Source organism: Nonomuraea coxensis DSM 45129 (assembly GCF_019397265.1).
Lineage (GTDB): Bacteria > Actinomycetota > Actinomycetes > Streptosporangiales > Streptosporangiaceae > Nonomuraea > Nonomuraea coxensis.
Genome location: NZ_CP068985.1, coordinates 8,166,131 through 8,181,902, shown reverse-complemented (window position 1 = coordinate 8,181,902; position 15,772 = coordinate 8,166,131). Strand labels below are relative to the sequence as shown.

Here is a 15,772-nt window from a genome sequence, read left to right as displayed (position 1 = left end):
CGCTCAGCTCCACAATCTCGCCTCAGAAGCGTCGGTAGTGAGTCCGATGAAACCCGAGATGGTGACGCGCTCGCCGGCCGATGTCCGGGCGACGGAGTGTAAACGAGTGCTTCTTACGATGACGAGATCACCAGCGTTGGGCTTGAGCACGACGTCGGGAGGTGGAAGGGCGTGCGGAGGATATCCATAGGTTCCGTCGGAGCCGGTCAGGCCGGCGATGGAGAGATCATGCAACGTCACGTCCCAGACCAGCAGCTCGCCGCCGCTCCGAGGGGTGTGAAGATGGATGTTGATGCCGAACTGCTCACCGAACTGTAGGTGGGTGCCGAGGTCGGGATGCGCTTGCTGGATGATGTCGAAGTGCGGAAGCGCCTCCATCGAGGCGTCCCAGCTCCGCATCATCCCGAACACTGCCGGTTTGTCCCTGAGACGCAGCAACTGGGCTCCGCGCGGGGTCAGCTCATCGATCTCGGAGCGGAGCATGTCCGCCGGGTTCGCGTAGGGCAGGAAGGCATCGCGCAATTGTCTGAGGATGCCGTGCGCATGGTCGAAATAGTCGGTGACGTCGTTCTGGCCCCTGCGGAAGACATCGGTCAGGGCGGGCACCTGGCTCCGGTATATCTTCTTGCTCGACTTCTTCAGCACCTGAGGAATCACGTGTAGCCGGGCATGTTCGCACAGGTGGCTCGGCAGATAGCTGGGCACCTGCGCGGCGATCAGCTGGGGGTTCTGGAGCAAGGCCATGTAGGCGCTCGCCAGAGAACGATCGCGCAGCAGGACCTCACTCACTCGCTCTCACTCCTTCGAGCAAGGCGTTCGCGCCGGCCGCCGCGTAGCTCGCGTCGGACCCTATGGCGAGCAGGACGCCACCGTGCTCCATCTCTGCCCTGGCCGCGGTGCTGTTAGGACAGAATATCCCGAAAGGAACGCCCTTCTTCTGGCAGATCGTGCGAACCTTGTCGACGTTTCTCCGCAGGTCGGGATGGGTCAGCTCGCCCAGTATTCCCATGCTGCCGGAAAGGTCGTACGGGCCGATGAAAATCGCGTCTATGCCGTCCACCGAGAGGATCTGCTCGATGTTCTCGACGCCCTCGTGCTCTTCGATCTGAGCGATGATCGCGATGCTGTCGTTCGCGCTCCTCAGGTATTCCTGGAAGGAGGAGCCATAGCCGTGCGCTCGTGCGATCCCTACGCTTCTGCGGCCGACAGGAGGGTACTTCGCGTAGGTGACGGCCCGCTTCGCATCCTCGGCGGTGGCCACGTGCGGGATGATGATGCCGTCGCAGCCGGTGTCGAGCGCGTGTTTGATCCACGTCTCTGACGAGTCCGGAAGTCGCATGATGGCGTAGCTCTCCGGCTGCAGCACTTCGACGATGCGTTGCGCGCTCTTCAGATCCAGGACAGCCGAGTGCTCGAGATCGAGGAAGAACCACTCGAAACCGGCTTTCTGCAGCACGAGAGCCAACTCGGGGGAGTCGAGCGTGATCAACGTGCCGATCAGGGCGTTGGAACTGCTCATCCTACGTCGGAAGTCATTCATTCGTGAGGCCTCGGCGCAAGCTCTGGTAGTGGAAGTTGCTCTCGATGTCCGGGTACAAATGCAGCAGCCGGTCGAGACCAGGCCGCCGGACGTTTTTCCCCTCATTTATCTTGAGGGCATCGTGCCATAGCAGATCGAAGTAGCCAAGCATCACGCGCGCCAACGCGGCGTCGGAAATAAGGATGGAACTCATCGATCCCGTGAGGTTCACCGGGGGGAAGATGAAGACGTTCAGATTATCGTTTTTGGCCGTTATGTGTATGCTCAGCGGATGGAGGAGGGGCCGGAGCTCCTGCTGGTCGAAGACGGCGAACGAGACCCGCCCGGTGGACAGGAGCTCGGCGCTGCGCTGGACGAGCCACAGCGACTTCTGCGGAGTGTCCACGCTGGCGATGCTCCGGAAACTCTTCAGGGTCGCCTTCTTGCTCTTTATGTAGTTGTGAACCTCAGTGAAGTATCGGTCGAGCTCCGGATGCTCGCCTCGTGCGGGCGACAGGTTCAGGGTGCTGACCGACGTTGCTCCAACCGTTATGTCGATCAACTTCTGCAGGAACTCGTCGCTGCTGTGGAAGACCTCCACCCCTCGAGCCGGCTGGTGCAGGAGCCTCTCCTGCTGGCTCATCAGTTTCTCGGTGCGGTCGAACACATAGGTGATGAACGCTGCCAGTGTCCCCAACAGGTAGCCGAACGAAAGTTCGGCGGAAAGTTGTATCGGAGGTTCGACGAAAAGGTTGATCACTCCCATGATCAGCGCCGCGGCTGTGAACAGACTGGCAAGCCAGATCGCCAGTCTGCCGGCAAGGCGGGTGCTTCCGTGATCCACGTGCCCAATCCAAAGCCGTGCTGTCACGTGCAGTGAGTGCAGAGTACGACGATTCAAAGATCAACGGTACCCTTTGGTGTGCGTCTCTCATGGAGCCTGGAGGGGCATCGAGAAATATTTCGGGCATATCGTGCCGGTGAATAATGTCGGCCGAAGCGGGCGGACATACCTGTGTTCGGAAGGATCAACCACGCTATTGGCGCCGCGTTGTCCGCACCCATAGGTCCGTGAACACGTCAATAGTCGATAATCGAACCTGTGCTGCTTCAGAGGTGAGGTTTTCTCGCCTGTGACGGACGCTCGCTCATTCAGGGCGGGGCCGGCGGTCCCGCCCTTCGGTCGTTGGGCGGCCGAGCAGCTTCTCGATGCTGCGGCGTTCGCGCTTGGTGGGGCGGCCCGCGCCCCGGGCGCGGACGGCCACCGGCCCGGCCTGCTCGCGGGGCGGGGGCGGCGGGCTCTTGTCGACGTAGCACTCGGCGGCCACGGGGGCGCCGACGCGCTTGGTGATGATCTTCGAGACGACCACGACGCGCTCGCGCCCGTCGTGCCGCAGCCGGACCTCGTCGCCGGCCCGGACGACGTGCGCGGGCTTGACGCGCACCCCGTTGACCCGGACATGACCGCCCCGGCAGGCGTCGGACGCGACCGACCGGGTTCTGGTCAGGCGTACGGACCAGATCCAGCTGTCCACCCGAGCGCCGGCTTGCTCCCCTGCCACCCCGCCACTCTACTGAGGCCGCTGGTGGGGCGGGGGCGGCGGCGGTTCTCATGGAGTTCTCAGGTGAAGTTTGTGGCACTTTGAGCGGACTTTTATGACGATGGAGCGATGGAGCACGTGCCGCAGGAGGCCGGCGCGGCCGAGGCTCGGGGAGCCGGGGCCGGGAGAGCTCGGCGGTCCGCCGCCCTGGGCGGCCTGCTCGTCGTCGTGGCCGCGCTGGCGTACTGGCTGGGCGGCGGCGGGGGGAACGGCGAGCGGGCCGCGCCCCGGCCGAGCCCGACGCCGACGCCGAGCGCGACGCTCACGGTGCCCGACGTCTTCGAGCGCGTCGGGCCTTCCGTGGTGGTCGTCCGGTCAGGGAAGTCGCTCGGCACCGGCGTGATCGCCACCGAGGACGGCACGATCCTCACCGCGTACCACGTCGTCAAGGGCTCGGCGGGCGACGGCGCCGCCGACGTCAGCGTGACGTTCGCCGACGGCACCAAGGCGAAGGCCGCCATCGCGTCCTCGAACCCCAAGAGGGACGTCGCCACCCTCAAACCCACCGAACTGCCCGAGATCGTCGTCCCCGCCACGCTCGGCGGCGGCGTGGAGGTGGGCGCGCCCGTCGTGGCCATCGGCAACCCGCTCGGCCTCACCTACAGCGTCTCCACCGGCGTCGTGTCCGGCCTCGACCGCGCCACCGGCGGCACCGGCCAGGGCGGCGGGCTGAAGGGGCTCATCCAGTTCGACGCCTCCGTCAACCCGGGCAGCTCCGGCGGCCCCCTGCTGGACGCCCGCGGCCTGGTCATCGGCGTCGTCGTGTCCATCGCCGACCCGGGAGGCGACGAGGCGTTCGCCGGGATCGCGTTCGCGGTGCCGATCGGCGCGGCCCTGGGCGGCGGCGACGGCGACGGGGACGGCGACGGGCTGGGTGCCATCTGACCTGTGCAGCTCGACGAGAAGGAACACCGCATGACGAAACCCCCAGGACCGGGCCAGGGACATCCGCTCGAACAGGTGCTGTACGAGGTCAAACGCACGATCGTCGGACAGGACCTGCTCCTGGAGCGCATGGCGGTCGCGCTCATCGCCGACGGCCACCTGCTGGTCGAGGGCGTGCCCGGCCTGGCCAAGACGCTCGCGGTCCGGTCGCTGGCCGCCGCGATCGCCGGCAAGTTCCAGCGCGTGCAGTTCACCCCCGACCTGGTGCCCGCCGACCTCGTCGGCACGCGGGTCTACCACCAGCACTCGGGCGAGTTCAGGACGGAGCTCGGCCCGGTGTTCGCGAACCTGCTGCTCGCCGACGAGATCAACCGCGCCCCGGCCAAGGTGCAGAGCGCGCTGCTGGAGGTGATGCAGGAGCACCAGGTGACGATCGGGCGGGAGACGTTCCGGGTGCCGGAGCCGTTCCTCGTCATGGCGACGGAGAACCCGATCGAGTCCGAGGGGACGTACCCGCTGCCCGAGGCCCAGGTCGACCGGTTCATGATGAAGGTCGTCGTCGACTACCCGACGCAGCCCGAGGAGCAGGCGATCGTCCATCGGGCGCTGCGCCCGCCGGAGCCGCCGCAGCCGATGGTGACCACCGAGGACCTGATGGCGATGCGCGAGCGGGCCCGGCAGGTCTACGTCGATCCGGCCGTCGTCGACTACGCCGTCCGGCTGGTCACCGCGACCCGCTCCCCGGCCATGGCCGGGCTCGGCGAGCTGGAGCGCTACGTCACCCACGGGGCGAGCCCCCGGGCCTCGATCGCGCTCGTCACCGGCGCGCGGGCGCTGGCGTTCCTGCGCGGGCGCGACTACGCGCTGCCGCACGACCTGGCGGAGCTCGCGCTGGACGTGCTGCGCCACCGCCTCGTGCTGTCGTACGAGGCCCTGGCGGACGACGTGGACGCCGACACGATCATCACCAGGGTGCTCGGGGCCGTCCGCGCGCCCGACGTCGTCCTGCAGAACCGCTGACGTCATGGCCACCGCCCCCGAGAGACTCCTGCTCCGCCTGGAGTGGAAGGTCGTCCGCAGGCTGGACGGCCGGCTCCAGGGCGCCCACCGCACCGCGCACCGCGGCTCCGGCATCGACTTCACGGGGCTGCGGGCGTACACGGAGGGCGACGACGCCCGGCACATCGACTGGAACGTCACCGCGCGGCTGGACGAGCCGCACCTGCGGGTGTTCACCGAGGACCGCGAGCTGACGGTGTGGCTCGTGCTCGACCGGTCGGCGTCCATGGCGGCCGGCCGGCCGGGGCGCGGCAAGCACGACGTGCTCGCCGAGCTCGCGCTCGTCCTCGCCCGGCTGTTCGGCCGGGGCGGCAACCGGGTCGGCGCGCTGCTGTACGACACCGGGACGGTGCGCGTCGTGCCGCCCGGCACGTCCCGGCGGCACGCGCTGCGGATCGCCGCCGAGCTGGAGCGGACCGCCGCGGCGACCGGCGGGGGCGCGACCACGGACCTGGCCGCGATGCTGGACGCGGCCGGGCGGCTCGCCCGCCGCCGCGCGCTCGTCGTCGTGCTGTCGGACTTCATCGGCGAGGGCGACTGGGAACGTTCGCTCCAGCGCCTCGCCCGCCGGCACGAGGTGGTCGCCCTGCGGATCACGGACGCCGCCGACGACGTGCTGCCCGAGGCCGGGCTGATCGTGGTCGAGGACGCCGAGACCGGCGAGCAGCTCGTCGTCGACTCCGCCGACCCGCTGCTGCGGGCGCGCCTCGCGGCGGCCGTCGAGGCCCGCGAGGCCGGGCTCGCGGCGGGCATGCGCCGGGCCGGGGTGCCCGTCCACCGTGTCGGCACCGACCGCGACCTCGGCGAGGCCCTGGTCGAGGTCGTCGCCAGGACCGGAGGCCGCAGACCATGACGCTCTCCTCGCCCCTTCTGCTGGTCGCCGGGCTGATCGTCACGGCGGCGCTGGTCTGGGCGGCCGTCGTCCTGGGCCGCCGCAGGACGGCGGCGCTCGCCGCGGCCGGCGTCGCCCTGCCGGGCGGGCGGCGGGCGTCGCTCGGGACCGGGCTGACGATCGCCGGCGTCGGCGTGCTCGCGGTCGCCGCCGCCGGTCCCGTGGCCATGCTGCCGGTCCCGCGCACCGCGGGCACCGTCATCCTCGCCATGGACGTCTCCAGCAGCATGGGAGCCGACGACGTCGCGCCCAACCGGCTGGCCGCGGCGCAGCGGGCCGCCCGCGCCTTCATCGAAGCCCAGCCGGACAGCGTCGACATCGGCGTGGTCGCCTTCGAGCAGGGCGCGCGCACCACCGCCCGCCCCGACGCCGACCACACCGCCGCGCTCAAGGCCGTCGACCGGCTGAGGATCACCGGCGGCACCTCGCTCGCGAGCGGCATCATGTCCTCGCTCGCGGCGATCACCGGCAAGCCGGCGCCCCCCGACGCCGGCGGCGACGTACCCGACCTCGGCTACTGGCCGTCGGCGACGATCGTCATGTTCACCGACGGCCAGAACCGGCGCGGCGACATCGAACGCGCCGCCGAGACGGCCCAGAAGGCGGGTGTCCACATCCACACCGTCGGGGTCGGCACCACGGCCGGGGCGACGGTGAAGGTGGACGGCCTCCGCCTGCACACCGCGCTGGAGGAGGACGTTCTGACCGGGATCGCGGAGACGACGGGCGGGGCCTACCACCCCGTCTCCGACGCCGCGCGGCTCGGCGGGATCGCCGACACGATCGACCTGCGGGTCACCGTCTCGGACGAGCCGCTGCCGCTCGCCGGCGGGCTCATCGGGCTCGCCCTCGCGCTGCTCACGGCAGGAGCGGTGTTCACCGTGCTCAGGTCGGGGCGGGTGATCTGAGTGACGTTCTCGTGGCCGTGGGCGCTGCTGTCGGTCCTGGTGGTGCCGCTGATCCTCGCGATCCGCTGGTGGGCGCTGCGCCGCCGGCGGCGGGCCGCGGTGCGGGTCACCTCGATCGCGCTCGTACGGGCCGCGCTGCCCGGACGTACGCGCTGGACGCGGCGGATCCCGCCGGTGCTGTTCGTGGCCGGGCTCGTGCTGCTCGCGGTCGGGGCGGCGCGCCCGCAGGCGTCGGTCGCGGTGCCGATGAGGTCGGCGACGATCCTGCTCGCCCTGGACACCTCCGGCTCCATGTGCGCCACGGACGTCGACCCCAACCGGCTCACCGCCGCGCGGAAGGCCGCGGCGGACTTCATCGAGTCGCAGCGCGGCGGGCCGCGGATCGGCCTGGTCACCTTCGCCGGCTCGGCGGGCCTGCTCGTGCCGCCCACGGACGACACCGACGAGCTGATCGAGGCGCTGGACGGCCTCACCGTGGGCCGCGGCACCGCGATCGGCCAGGCCATGCTCGCCTCGATCGACGCGATCGCCGAGGTGGACCCGTCGGTCCCGCCCACGGGCGCGAACGCCGCCGCCGGCGGAGGGGAGAAGCAGGGCTACGCCGGCGCCGCGATCGTCGTGCTCACCGACGGCGCCAACACCCAGGGCGTCGACCCGGAGACCGCCGCCGAGGAGGCGGCGCTGCGCCGGGTGCGCGTCTTCACCATCGGCTTCGGCACCACGAACCCCGTCCCGCTGGTGTGCGAGAACTCCCAGTTCGACGGCCGCGGCTTCGGCGGCTGGGGCGGCGGCTTCGGCGGCCGGGGCGGTTTCGACCGGGGAGGCCGCAACATCCGCTCGATCGACGAGCCGACGCTCAAGGAGATCGCCAGGACGACCGGCGGCTCCTACCACCGCGCCGAGAACGCCGGCCAGCTCCAGGACGCCCTCGACTCGCTGCCGGGCTCCTTCCAGGTGATCCGCGAGCGGCTGGACACGGCCGCGTTCTTCGCGGGCGGCGGCGCCCTTCTCGTCGTCACCGCACTGTCCCTCTCCCTGTGGTGGAACCGCCCTCGTGCGCACATCCGTTGATGCCGGGAACAGGAGGGTCATGAAGTCCGAATTGGTGGAGGTATGCGACTTCGACCCCCGTCACCACACGGGAGGGGCGCGGGCGGTGCAGGGGAAATGCTCGTGGCACGGGAGCACGTGTGACAAGGAAGTGGTGGCCAGCGCGCTGGTCCGCGACGGAGGCGGGGAGACCTGGCACGCCGTGTGCCGGCGGGCGCTCCGGGCGCTCGAGGCGACGCGCTGACTGGACGCTTCACCCGTCGTAAGAGACCTGGCGACTAGCTCGGGCTGGTCAGGCGCAGTTTCACCTCGCCTCACATGGGTCTTGCCGCGCCTGTGGGCACACGCCAAGATAGGTAGCTATACGTCTAACGACGCTTGCCCCCCAAGCCTCGACGGAGGTGGCCTGTGACGATGATCGGCTCGGCTGTACCGCGCAAGGAGGACGCCGCGCTGCTGACCGGGCGCGGCACGTTCGTGGACGACATCCAACGCCCAGGGTTGCTGCACATGGTCTACGTGCAGAGCACCGAGGCCCACGCGCTCATCACCGGCATCGACACCTCGGCGGCCACCGCGCTGCCGGGCGTCGTCGGGGTGTGGACGGCGGAGGACTTCGCGGAGCTGCCGGCGAGACCGTCCGTCCCCGGGCTGGAGCGCCACTACCTGGCCGGGGAGAAGGTCCACTACGTCGGCGAGCCGGTGGCCGTGGTGGTCGCCGCCGACCGCTACACCGCCGCCGACGCGGCCCGAGCCGTGGAGGTGACGTACGAGCCGCTGCCCGTGATGGCGACGCTGGAGGCGGCGCTCGCGCCCGACGCCGTGCCGATCTTCGCGCCGCTGCCCGGCAACCTCGCGCTGGAGCAGCCCGTGACGCCGGACGACGTGGCGGCCGAGCTGGACGCCGCCCCGCGCCGGCTGCGCGCCCGGCTGGTCAACCAGCGCGTCGCCGGAGCTCCGATGGAGCCGTACGGCGTGCTCGCCGACTGGGTCGGGAACGGCGTCACCGTGTGGGCGACCGTGCAGGCGCCGCACCGGGTGCGGGCCGAGATCGCCCAGGTGTTCGGGCTGGCCAGGCACCTGATCCGGGTCGTCGCCCCCGACGTCGGCGGCGCGTTCGGCGTGAAGTCGTCGTTCATGCCGGAGCTGTTCCTCGCGCCCGAGCTGTCGCGCAGGCTCGGCCGGCCGGTCAAGTTCGTCGAGACCCGCCGCGAGCACATGACGCACACCTACCACGGCCGCGACCAGGTGCAGGAGGTCGAGGTCGGGTTCGACGAGAACGGCGCCATCCTCGCCCTCGACGTCACGATCACGGTCAACATCGGCGGCGTGCCCGACCCGGTGGGCATCGGGCTGCCCACGCTGACGTCGTACATGCTGGGCGGCTGCTACCGGATCCCGAAGATCGCCGCCCGCTACCGCAGCGTGCTCACCAACACCACGCCCACGGCGTCGTACCGGGGGGCGGGGCGGCCCGAGGCGAGCTTCCTCATCGAGCGGGTCGTCGATCTCGTCGCCCTTGAGCTGGGCAAGGATCCTGCCGAGGTCAGGAAGGTCAACCTGATCGGGCCGGAGCAGATGCCGTACCAGACGCCGTTCGAGGGCATCGTCTACGACGAGGCCGACTATCCGGCGGCGCTGGAGCTGCTGCTCGGCGAGCTGGACTACGACGCGCTGCGCGCGGAGCAGGAGCGGCGGCGCGCGGACCCCGGCGCGCGGCTGCTCGGGGTCGGGCTGTCGACGTTCGTGGAGATGGCCGGGTTCGGGCCGACGCCGCTGTTCGAGCAGTTCGGCTACCTCGGCGGCTGGGAGTCGGCGAACCTGCGGCTCCAGCCGGACGGCTCGGTGATCGTGCTGGTCGGCACCGCCCCGCACGGCCAGGGCCACCAGACCGCGATGGCGCAGATCGTCGCCGACGAGCTCGGCGTGCCGTTCGAGGCCGTCAGCGTGTTCTACGGCGACACGGCCGTGGTGCAGGAGGGCATCGGCACGATGGGCAGCCGCGGCATGCCGGTCGCCGGCAACGCCGTGCGCCAGGCCGCCGTCGAGGTCGCCGACCAGGCCCGCCGCATCGCCGCCCACCTGCTGGAGGCCGACCCCGACGACCTGGTGCGGGTCGGCGACGGCTTCCAGGTCAAGGGCGTGCCCGACGCCGCGGTGCCCCTGGCCGCCGTCGTCGAGCGCTCCTTCAAGCCGCACCTGCTGCCCGAGGGCACCCGGCTCGGCCTGGAGTCCACGGCCTACTACGAGCCGAAGAACCTCAGCTACCCGAGCGGCGCGCACGGCTGCGTGGTGGAGATCGAGCGGGACACCGGGCGGGTGCACGTCGTGCGCTACGTCTGCGTGGACGACTGCGGCACCGTCATCAACCCGATGAACGCCCGCGGCCAGGTGCACGGCGGGGTCGCGCAGGGCATCGCGCAGGCGCTGTTCGAGAAGGTGTCCTTCGACGCCGAGGGCCGGCCGCTCGCCGCCTCGCTGGAGGAGTACATGCTGCCCGGCATGCTCGACCTGCCCCGCTACGAGACCCACCACATCGAGACGAGGTCCAGCTTCAACCCCCTCGGCGTGAAGGGCATCGGCGAGGCCGGCGCCACCGCCGCGCCGCAGGCGGTGGTCAACGCGGTGGTGGACGCGCTCGCCCATCTCGGGGTGCGTGACGTCGAGATGCCCTGCACCCCCGAACGAGTCTGGAAGGCCATGCACCATGCGAGTTGAGATCACCGTGAACGGCCGGCCGCACGAGAGGGAGGTCGAGCCGCGGCTCCTCCTCGTGCACTTCCTGCGCGACCTGCTGTCCCTCACCGGTACCCACGTCGGCTGCGACACCACGAGCTGCGGCGCCTGCACGGTCCTGCTCGACGGCGTCGCGGTGAAGTCGTGCACCGTCCTCGCCGCGCAGGCCGACGGGTGCGAGGTGACCACGGTCGAGGGGCTGGGCGGTCCTGACGGGCTCTCGCCCGTGCAGGAGGGGTTCCGCCAGTGCCACGGACTGCAGTGCGGCTACTGCACGCCCGGCATGGTCATGGCCGCGACGGCGCTGCTCGCCGAGCGTCCCGACCCGTCGGAGCAGGAGATCCGCGACGGGCTGAAGGGCAACATGTGCCGGTGCACCGGCTACCAGATGATCGTCGAGTCGGTCCAGTGGGCGGCGGCCAACGGAGGTGCCCGATGATCCCCGCGGGCTTCACGTACGTGCGGGCCGGCTCGGTCGAGCAGGCGCTCGCCGAGCTCGCCTGGCACGGCAGGGACGTCCGGCTGCTGGCCGGCGGCCACTCGCTGCTGCCGGCGATGAAGCTGCGCCGGGTCGAGCCCGGCGTCCTGGTCGACATCGGCCGGCTGCGCGAGCTGGCGTACGTCAGGCTGGACGGCGAGCAGGTCGTGGTCGGCCCGCTCACCACCCACCGCACGCTGGAGCGGGACCCGCTGGTCGCCGAGCACGTGCCCCTGCTGGCCGCGGCCGCGCGCCGGATCGGCGACCCCCAGGTACGCAACCGGGGCACGATCGGCGGCTCGCTGGCACACGCCGATCCGGCCGCCGACCTGGCCGCCGCGGTGCTCGCCCTGGACGGCGTCCTGGTGGCGCGCGGCCCGTCGGGCGTCCGCGACATCCCGGCGGCCGAGTTCTTCACCGGGGTGCGGACGAGCGCGCTGGCCGCCGACGAGCTGCTGGTGGAGATCCGGCTGCGGGCCGCCACGGGCCTCGGGTACGCCTTCGAGAAGTTCAGCCGCCGCGCCCTGGACTGGGCGGTCGTCGGGGTGGCCGCCCAGGCGCGTCCCGAGGGGCGTACGGCGGTCGCGCTGATCGGCATGGGCCAGACCCCGTTGCGGGCGGGCGAGGTGGAGGAGGCGCTGGCGGCCGGCGTGCCGGCGGCCGAGGCGAGCGCGCTGGCCGCCCGCGGTTGCGCGCCCGCCGACAACGCGGTGGCGAGCGCCGCCTACCGTTCGCACCTCGCCGAGGTCCTGGTCGGCCGCGCCCTCGCGGCTCTGTGAGCGGGGGCGGCGGGGCCCGGTGTGCGCCCCGCCGCCCTCGACGCGGGGGGCAGGCGCCGGCGTTCGCCGTCGGCACGGAGGCTCCCGCCCGCCGTCAGCGCTCGCCGCGTACCTGCTGGAGGAGCGGCAGCACCCGGTAGGGGACCCGGCCGCGCAGCGCGATCTCGGTGCGGGTGCGCACCACGCCGGGCAGCGCCAGCAGCGTCTGGACGATCTGCTCCAGATGCGCGTTGCCGCGCGCGGCGATCCGGCACAGCACGTCGCCCTCGCCGGTCGTGGAGTGCGCCTCCAGCACCTCGGGGACGTGGGCGAGGCGGTTCGTCACGTCGTCGAGCATGCCCTGGGCGAGGTGCAGGTGCACGAACGCCTGGACGGTGTAGCCCAGGGCCTCGGGCGAGACCTGCGCGGCGTAGCCGGTGATCGCGCCGCGCCGCTCCAGCCGGGCGATGCGGGACTGCACGGTGCCGCGCGCCACGCCGAGCACCCGCGCGTACTCGCGGTGGCCGGCGCGCGGCTCCTCCAGCAGCAGCCTCAGGAGGGCGAGGTCCAGGTCGTCGAGGTCCACGGGACGCTCACCCCGCGAGCACGCCGGCGATCCGCGCCCGCCAGGGGGCGAGGTCCACGTAGTCGCGGAACGCGGTGATCAGCTCGCGGGCCGGGTCGACCTCGGCGACGCCGTTGCAGGCGACGTGGTGCTCGCGGCCGTCGATCCAGAACCGGTCGACGCGCTCCAGCCAGGCGCGCTCCTCGGTGTAGCTCGCGGTCACGACGTCCCAGCGCACCCGTTCCGAGCGGCGCAGGATCGGGCCGAGCAGCCCTTCGATCGCGGCGCGGCCGACGGCGGGCGGGTGGGGCACGTTGGCGTACGAGGCGTCCTCGGTGAAGCAGGCCGCCGCCGCGCGGGCGTCCCTGGCGCCCACCGCCGCCAGGAACCGGTCGGTCGCCCGGCGCGCGGCCGTCATCCGAACACCACGGGGTAGGAGGCGAAGTGGTCGCGGGAGGAGTGCGGGTCGCGCCGGGGCGGCAGCTCGGGGTCGGGGCGCGCGCCGGCGGCGAGCAGCGCGGACAGCATGAGCGTGACGGTGCCGAGCACCTGCTCGTGGGCCTCGTCGCCGGCCTTCTCGCCCGTCTTGTCGCTCGTCTTGTCGCTCGCGGGGACGCCGCCCGCCAGCTCCGTGCCGATGCAGGCGTGCATGCCGCCGCCGAAGGCGTGCCCCCACCGGGGCACGTCGGACGGCACCTCGCGCAGCGGGTCGAACACGTCGGGCCGGTCGAACACCCGCGGGTCCCGGTTGGCCGCCGCGATGTCCAGCACGACGAGCGCGCCCTCGGGGATCTCGGTGCCGCTGCGCAGCACGACGGGCGCGAGCGCGCGGCGCTGCGCGACGGGGCTCGCCGGATGCAGGCGCAGGGTCTCGTGCACGCACCGCTGGAGCAGGGCCGGGTCGTGGCGGGCGCGCTCGGCGGCCTCGGGGTCGCGGCGGACCCAGGCGAAGAACTCGTCGGCCGAGTGCGTGAAGGCGTCGGCGGTGCTGTGGGAGCCGGCCTGGAGGTAGAAGGCGCACTCGCGGAGCAGGACGTCCTCGTCGATGCCGAGCTCGTCCCAGTGACGCAGCAGGCCGGTGAGCACGTCGCGGGGCAGGTCCGCCTCGCCCAGCTCACCGGCCGCCTGGCGGGCCAGCAGGTCCCTGCGTCGGGCGAGCGACGGCTGCAGGAACCCGGCGTCGAACTCCTCCAGCGCGGCGGCCACCTCTGCCCGGACCACGTCCGGGTCGCGGGTGGTGTGCACCAGCGTCGCGCCTTCCGAGAACGTCTTGGCGTAGCGATAGAGCGCGTCGGCCTCGGCCGCGTCGCCGGTGGGCCGGTCGATGCCGGCGACCAGCGCGGTCAGGCTCATGATCGTGCGGTAGCCGAGCTCGACCAGGTCGGCGCGGCCGGCGGCGGCGAACGGCGCGAGCGTGTCGCGGACGACGTCGTGCAGGAACTCGCGCTCCCAGTGCCGGAACGTGCCGCGCCGGAACAGCCGGTTCTCCACCCTGCGCCGCACCCGGTGGTCGTCACCGTGCAGCACGAGCAGGCAGTCGGCCATCACCACGCCGCCCTCGTCGTACAGCGCCTGCTTCAGGTCGCGCTGCCGGAAGGCGTCACGGACGTCGGCATGGCCGTCAAGGGTGATCGTCGTCATCGTCACACTCCTTGGAGGGGCGCGGTGTTAGAACACTAACGACGCTAGCAGCGCACGCCTTTTCAGGGAAGATCCCGCACGGGTTCCGTGGAGCTTCTCGCTTGCGTCGTTAGGGTCTTGACGCCGCTCGGTGCGACGCGAGACGCTGAGCCGGAGAATCCCGGCAACCCCCCGATCCGGTGCGTCAACGGAGGAGCAAGTCCAGATGACAGCCGTCGCCGCCGAAGAGACAACCATCGTCCTCACCACGTTCGCCGACGCCAAGGACGCCTACCGCAGCAAGGACCTGCGCCAGTCGCTCTACGACGAGGGCGAGGTCGTGATGGCCGACGTCCTGGTGAACCTGCACGGTGAGGAGCACCGCTCCCGGCGTCGCGTGGAGAACCGGATGTTCCGCCGCGAGGTGTTCGAGCGCTACGAACGCGAGCTGTTCCCGCGGGTGATCGAGCGGACGCTGGCGCCGTACCAGGCCGAGGGCCGGGTCGACCTGGTGCGGCTCGGGCACGAGCTGATGCTCAACCTCGCCGCGCTCACCGCCGGCGTGGACCGGCCCGAGGGCACGGCCGAGGAGACCGGGCGGCTCTACGCCTACATGATGAAGTTCGTGGAGGGCGCCACGCTCGCGCACTCCACCAAGGACAAGGCCGAGCAGCGGAAGGTGATCGCCCAGGCGCTGGAGGACTGGGACGCGGAGTTCCTCGCCCCGTCGATCGCCCGCCGCCGCGACCTGCTGGCCCGCGAGGCCGCCGGCGAGGACGTCGAGGTGCCCAGCGACGTGCTGGCCACCCTGCTGCGCCACGCCGGCGAGCTGGAGCTGCCGCCCGAGGTGGTGCGCAGGGAGGTCGCGTTCTTCCTGCTGGCCGGCGCCCACACGAGCGCCACGGCGTTCGTCCGCGCGGTCGACCACATCCTCGGCTGGATCGAGGAGCACCCCGAGGACGCCGGGCTCGCCGCCACGGACCCGCTGTTCGTGCAGCGCTGCGTGCACGAGACCGTCCGGCTCAACCCGTCGAGCCCGATCGGCCGGCGGCGCGCGCTCGCCCCGGTCACCCTGCGCTCCGGCATCCAGATCCCGGAGGGCGCGATCGTGGTGATCGACCTGCAGTCGGTCAACCGCGACGCCGAGGTCTTCGGCGCCGACGCCGCCGCGTTCGACCCGCACCGCACGCTGCCGCCGAACGTGGCCCCGTTCGGGCTGAGCTTCGCCGCGGGCATGCACGTGTGCATCGGCCAGGACCTCGCCGCCGGCGTGGTGCCGAGGAGCGGGACGGACCTGGACGACCACCTGTTCGGCCTGGTCACCGCCGTGGTGCGGCGGATGTTCGCGGCCCGGGTGCGGCGCGACCCCGACGACCCGCCGCAGCGCGACGCCAACACCCAGCGGCCCTACTGGGGCTCCTACCCGGTGCTGTTCGGCGGTGAGGCGTGACCTACCGGATCGAGCTCAACCGGGACGTCTGCATCAGCTCGGGCAAGTGCGTCGCCGAGCGGCCAGACGTGTTCCGGTTCGACCAGGACGAGATCGTCGAGCGGGTGCCCGGCGGGCCCGCGCTCGGCGACGACGAGATCTTCGACCTGGCCCGCGACTGCCCCTCGGGCGCCATCAGGGTCTTCGAGGGCGACGAGGAGATCGATGTCTTCTGAGCAGTGCCCGGGACGCGCCGCCCGGCACCCCGACTA

The 15,772-nt window shown here is 71.7% G+C and carries 18 protein-coding genes; 11 read left to right on the top strand and 7 right to left on the bottom strand.

Annotation, left to right across the window (positions count from 1 at the left end; translation table 11 throughout):
* Positions 1-3: 3 nt before the first annotated feature.
* From Nocox_RS38390 to Nocox_RS38375, 4 genes are all read right to left on the bottom strand, one after another.
* Entirely contained in the window at positions 4-789 is a 786-nt protein-coding gene (locus Nocox_RS38390; RefSeq protein WP_020544923.1) for a 2OG-Fe(II) oxygenase, read from the bottom strand.
* On the bottom strand, positions 782-1,519 hold the full coding sequence (locus tag Nocox_RS38385; RefSeq protein ID WP_020544924.1) for an HpcH/HpaI aldolase family protein: 738 nt from the start codon (positions 1,517-1,519) through the stop codon (positions 782-784). Before Nocox_RS38385 ends, Nocox_RS38390 begins: the two co-directional genes overlap by 8 nt.
* Positions 1,520-1,532: 13 nt before the next feature.
* On the bottom strand, positions 1,533-2,363 hold the full coding sequence (locus Nocox_RS38380) for a hypothetical protein (protein WP_020544925.1): 831 nt from the start codon (positions 2,361-2,363) through the stop codon (positions 1,533-1,535).
* A 304-nt stretch (positions 2,364-2,667) separates the two neighbouring features.
* Positions 2,668-3,081 carry an RNA-binding S4 domain-containing protein gene (locus Nocox_RS38375; protein ID WP_026214701.1) on the bottom strand — a complete coding sequence of 138 codons (414 nt, stop codon included), beginning with the start codon at positions 3,079-3,081 and terminating at the stop codon, positions 2,668-2,670.
* Between the two features lie 108 nt (positions 3,082-3,189).
* Between Nocox_RS38375 and Nocox_RS38370 the strand changes: the two genes are divergently transcribed.
* From Nocox_RS38370 to Nocox_RS38330, 9 genes are all read left to right on the top strand, one after another.
* Entirely contained in the window at positions 3,190-4,005 is an 816-nt protein-coding gene (locus Nocox_RS38370; protein WP_020544927.1) for a S1C family serine protease, read from the top strand.
* Between the two features lie 30 nt (positions 4,006-4,035).
* On the top strand, positions 4,036-5,025 hold the full coding sequence (locus Nocox_RS38365; protein ID WP_026214702.1) for an AAA family ATPase: 990 nt from the start codon (positions 4,036-4,038) through the stop codon (positions 5,023-5,025).
* A gap of 4 nt (positions 5,026-5,029) precedes the next feature.
* Positions 5,030-5,917, top strand: a complete 888-nt coding sequence (locus Nocox_RS38360) for a DUF58 domain-containing protein (protein ID WP_020544929.1) — start codon at positions 5,030-5,032, stop codon at positions 5,915-5,917.
* Positions 5,914-6,864 carry a VWA domain-containing protein gene (locus Nocox_RS38355; RefSeq protein WP_020544930.1) on the top strand — a complete coding sequence of 317 codons (951 nt, stop codon included), beginning with the start codon at positions 5,914-5,916 and terminating at the stop codon, positions 6,862-6,864. Before Nocox_RS38360 ends, Nocox_RS38355 begins: the two co-directional genes overlap by 4 nt.
* The gene (locus Nocox_RS38350) at positions 6,865-7,935 is read left to right on the top strand and encodes a VWA domain-containing protein (RefSeq protein WP_020544931.1); all 1,071 of its coding nucleotides are present in this window, start codon (positions 6,865-6,867) and stop codon (positions 7,933-7,935) included.
* 19 nt (positions 7,936-7,954) lie between these two features.
* Positions 7,955-8,158 (top strand): hypothetical protein, encoded by a 204-nt coding sequence (locus Nocox_RS38345; RefSeq protein WP_020544932.1) that lies wholly within the window; start codon positions 7,955-7,957, stop codon positions 8,156-8,158.
* Positions 8,159-8,328: 170 nt separating this feature from the next.
* Positions 8,329-10,632, top strand: a complete 2,304-nt coding sequence (locus Nocox_RS38340) for a xanthine dehydrogenase family protein molybdopterin-binding subunit (protein ID WP_033410021.1) — start codon at positions 8,329-8,331, stop codon at positions 10,630-10,632.
* Positions 10,622-11,089 (top strand): (2Fe-2S)-binding protein, encoded by a 468-nt coding sequence (locus Nocox_RS38335; RefSeq protein ID WP_026214704.1) that lies wholly within the window; start codon positions 10,622-10,624, stop codon positions 11,087-11,089. The genes Nocox_RS38340 and Nocox_RS38335 overlap by 11 nt, the downstream gene beginning before the upstream one ends.
* Entirely contained in the window at positions 11,086-11,907 is an 822-nt protein-coding gene (locus tag Nocox_RS38330) for an FAD binding domain-containing protein (protein WP_020544935.1), read from the top strand. Before Nocox_RS38335 ends, Nocox_RS38330 begins: the two co-directional genes overlap by 4 nt.
* 94 nt (positions 11,908-12,001) lie before the next feature.
* On the opposite strand, the gene Nocox_RS38325 is transcribed toward Nocox_RS38330, so the two are convergent.
* From Nocox_RS38325 to Nocox_RS38315, 3 genes are read right to left on the bottom strand one after another with little or no spacing between them, the layout of a single operon-like run.
* Positions 12,002-12,472, bottom strand: coding sequence for an Lrp/AsnC family transcriptional regulator (locus Nocox_RS38325; RefSeq protein ID WP_020544936.1), 471 nt, complete (start codon positions 12,470-12,472; stop codon positions 12,002-12,004).
* A 7-nt stretch (positions 12,473-12,479) separates the two neighbouring features.
* The gene (locus Nocox_RS38320) at positions 12,480-12,869 is read right to left on the bottom strand and encodes a nuclear transport factor 2 family protein (RefSeq protein WP_020544937.1); all 390 of its coding nucleotides are present in this window, start codon (positions 12,867-12,869) and stop codon (positions 12,480-12,482) included.
* The gene (locus Nocox_RS38315) at positions 12,866-14,092 is read right to left on the bottom strand and encodes a cytochrome P450 (RefSeq protein WP_020544938.1); all 1,227 of its coding nucleotides are present in this window, start codon (positions 14,090-14,092) and stop codon (positions 12,866-12,868) included. The genes Nocox_RS38320 and Nocox_RS38315 overlap by 4 nt, the downstream gene beginning before the upstream one ends.
* A 205-nt stretch (positions 14,093-14,297) precedes the next feature.
* Between Nocox_RS38315 and Nocox_RS38310 the strand changes: the two genes are divergently transcribed.
* Both Nocox_RS38310 and Nocox_RS38305 read left to right on the top strand, forming a co-directional pair.
* Complete coding sequence (locus tag Nocox_RS38310; protein ID WP_020544939.1) at positions 14,298-15,521, top strand: cytochrome P450; 1,224 nt, start codon at positions 14,298-14,300, stop codon at positions 15,519-15,521.
* Positions 15,518-15,736 (top strand): ferredoxin, encoded by a 219-nt coding sequence (locus tag Nocox_RS38305; RefSeq protein WP_020544940.1) that lies wholly within the window; start codon positions 15,518-15,520, stop codon positions 15,734-15,736. Before Nocox_RS38310 ends, Nocox_RS38305 begins: the two co-directional genes overlap by 4 nt.
* Positions 15,737-15,772 lie beyond the last annotated feature (36 nt).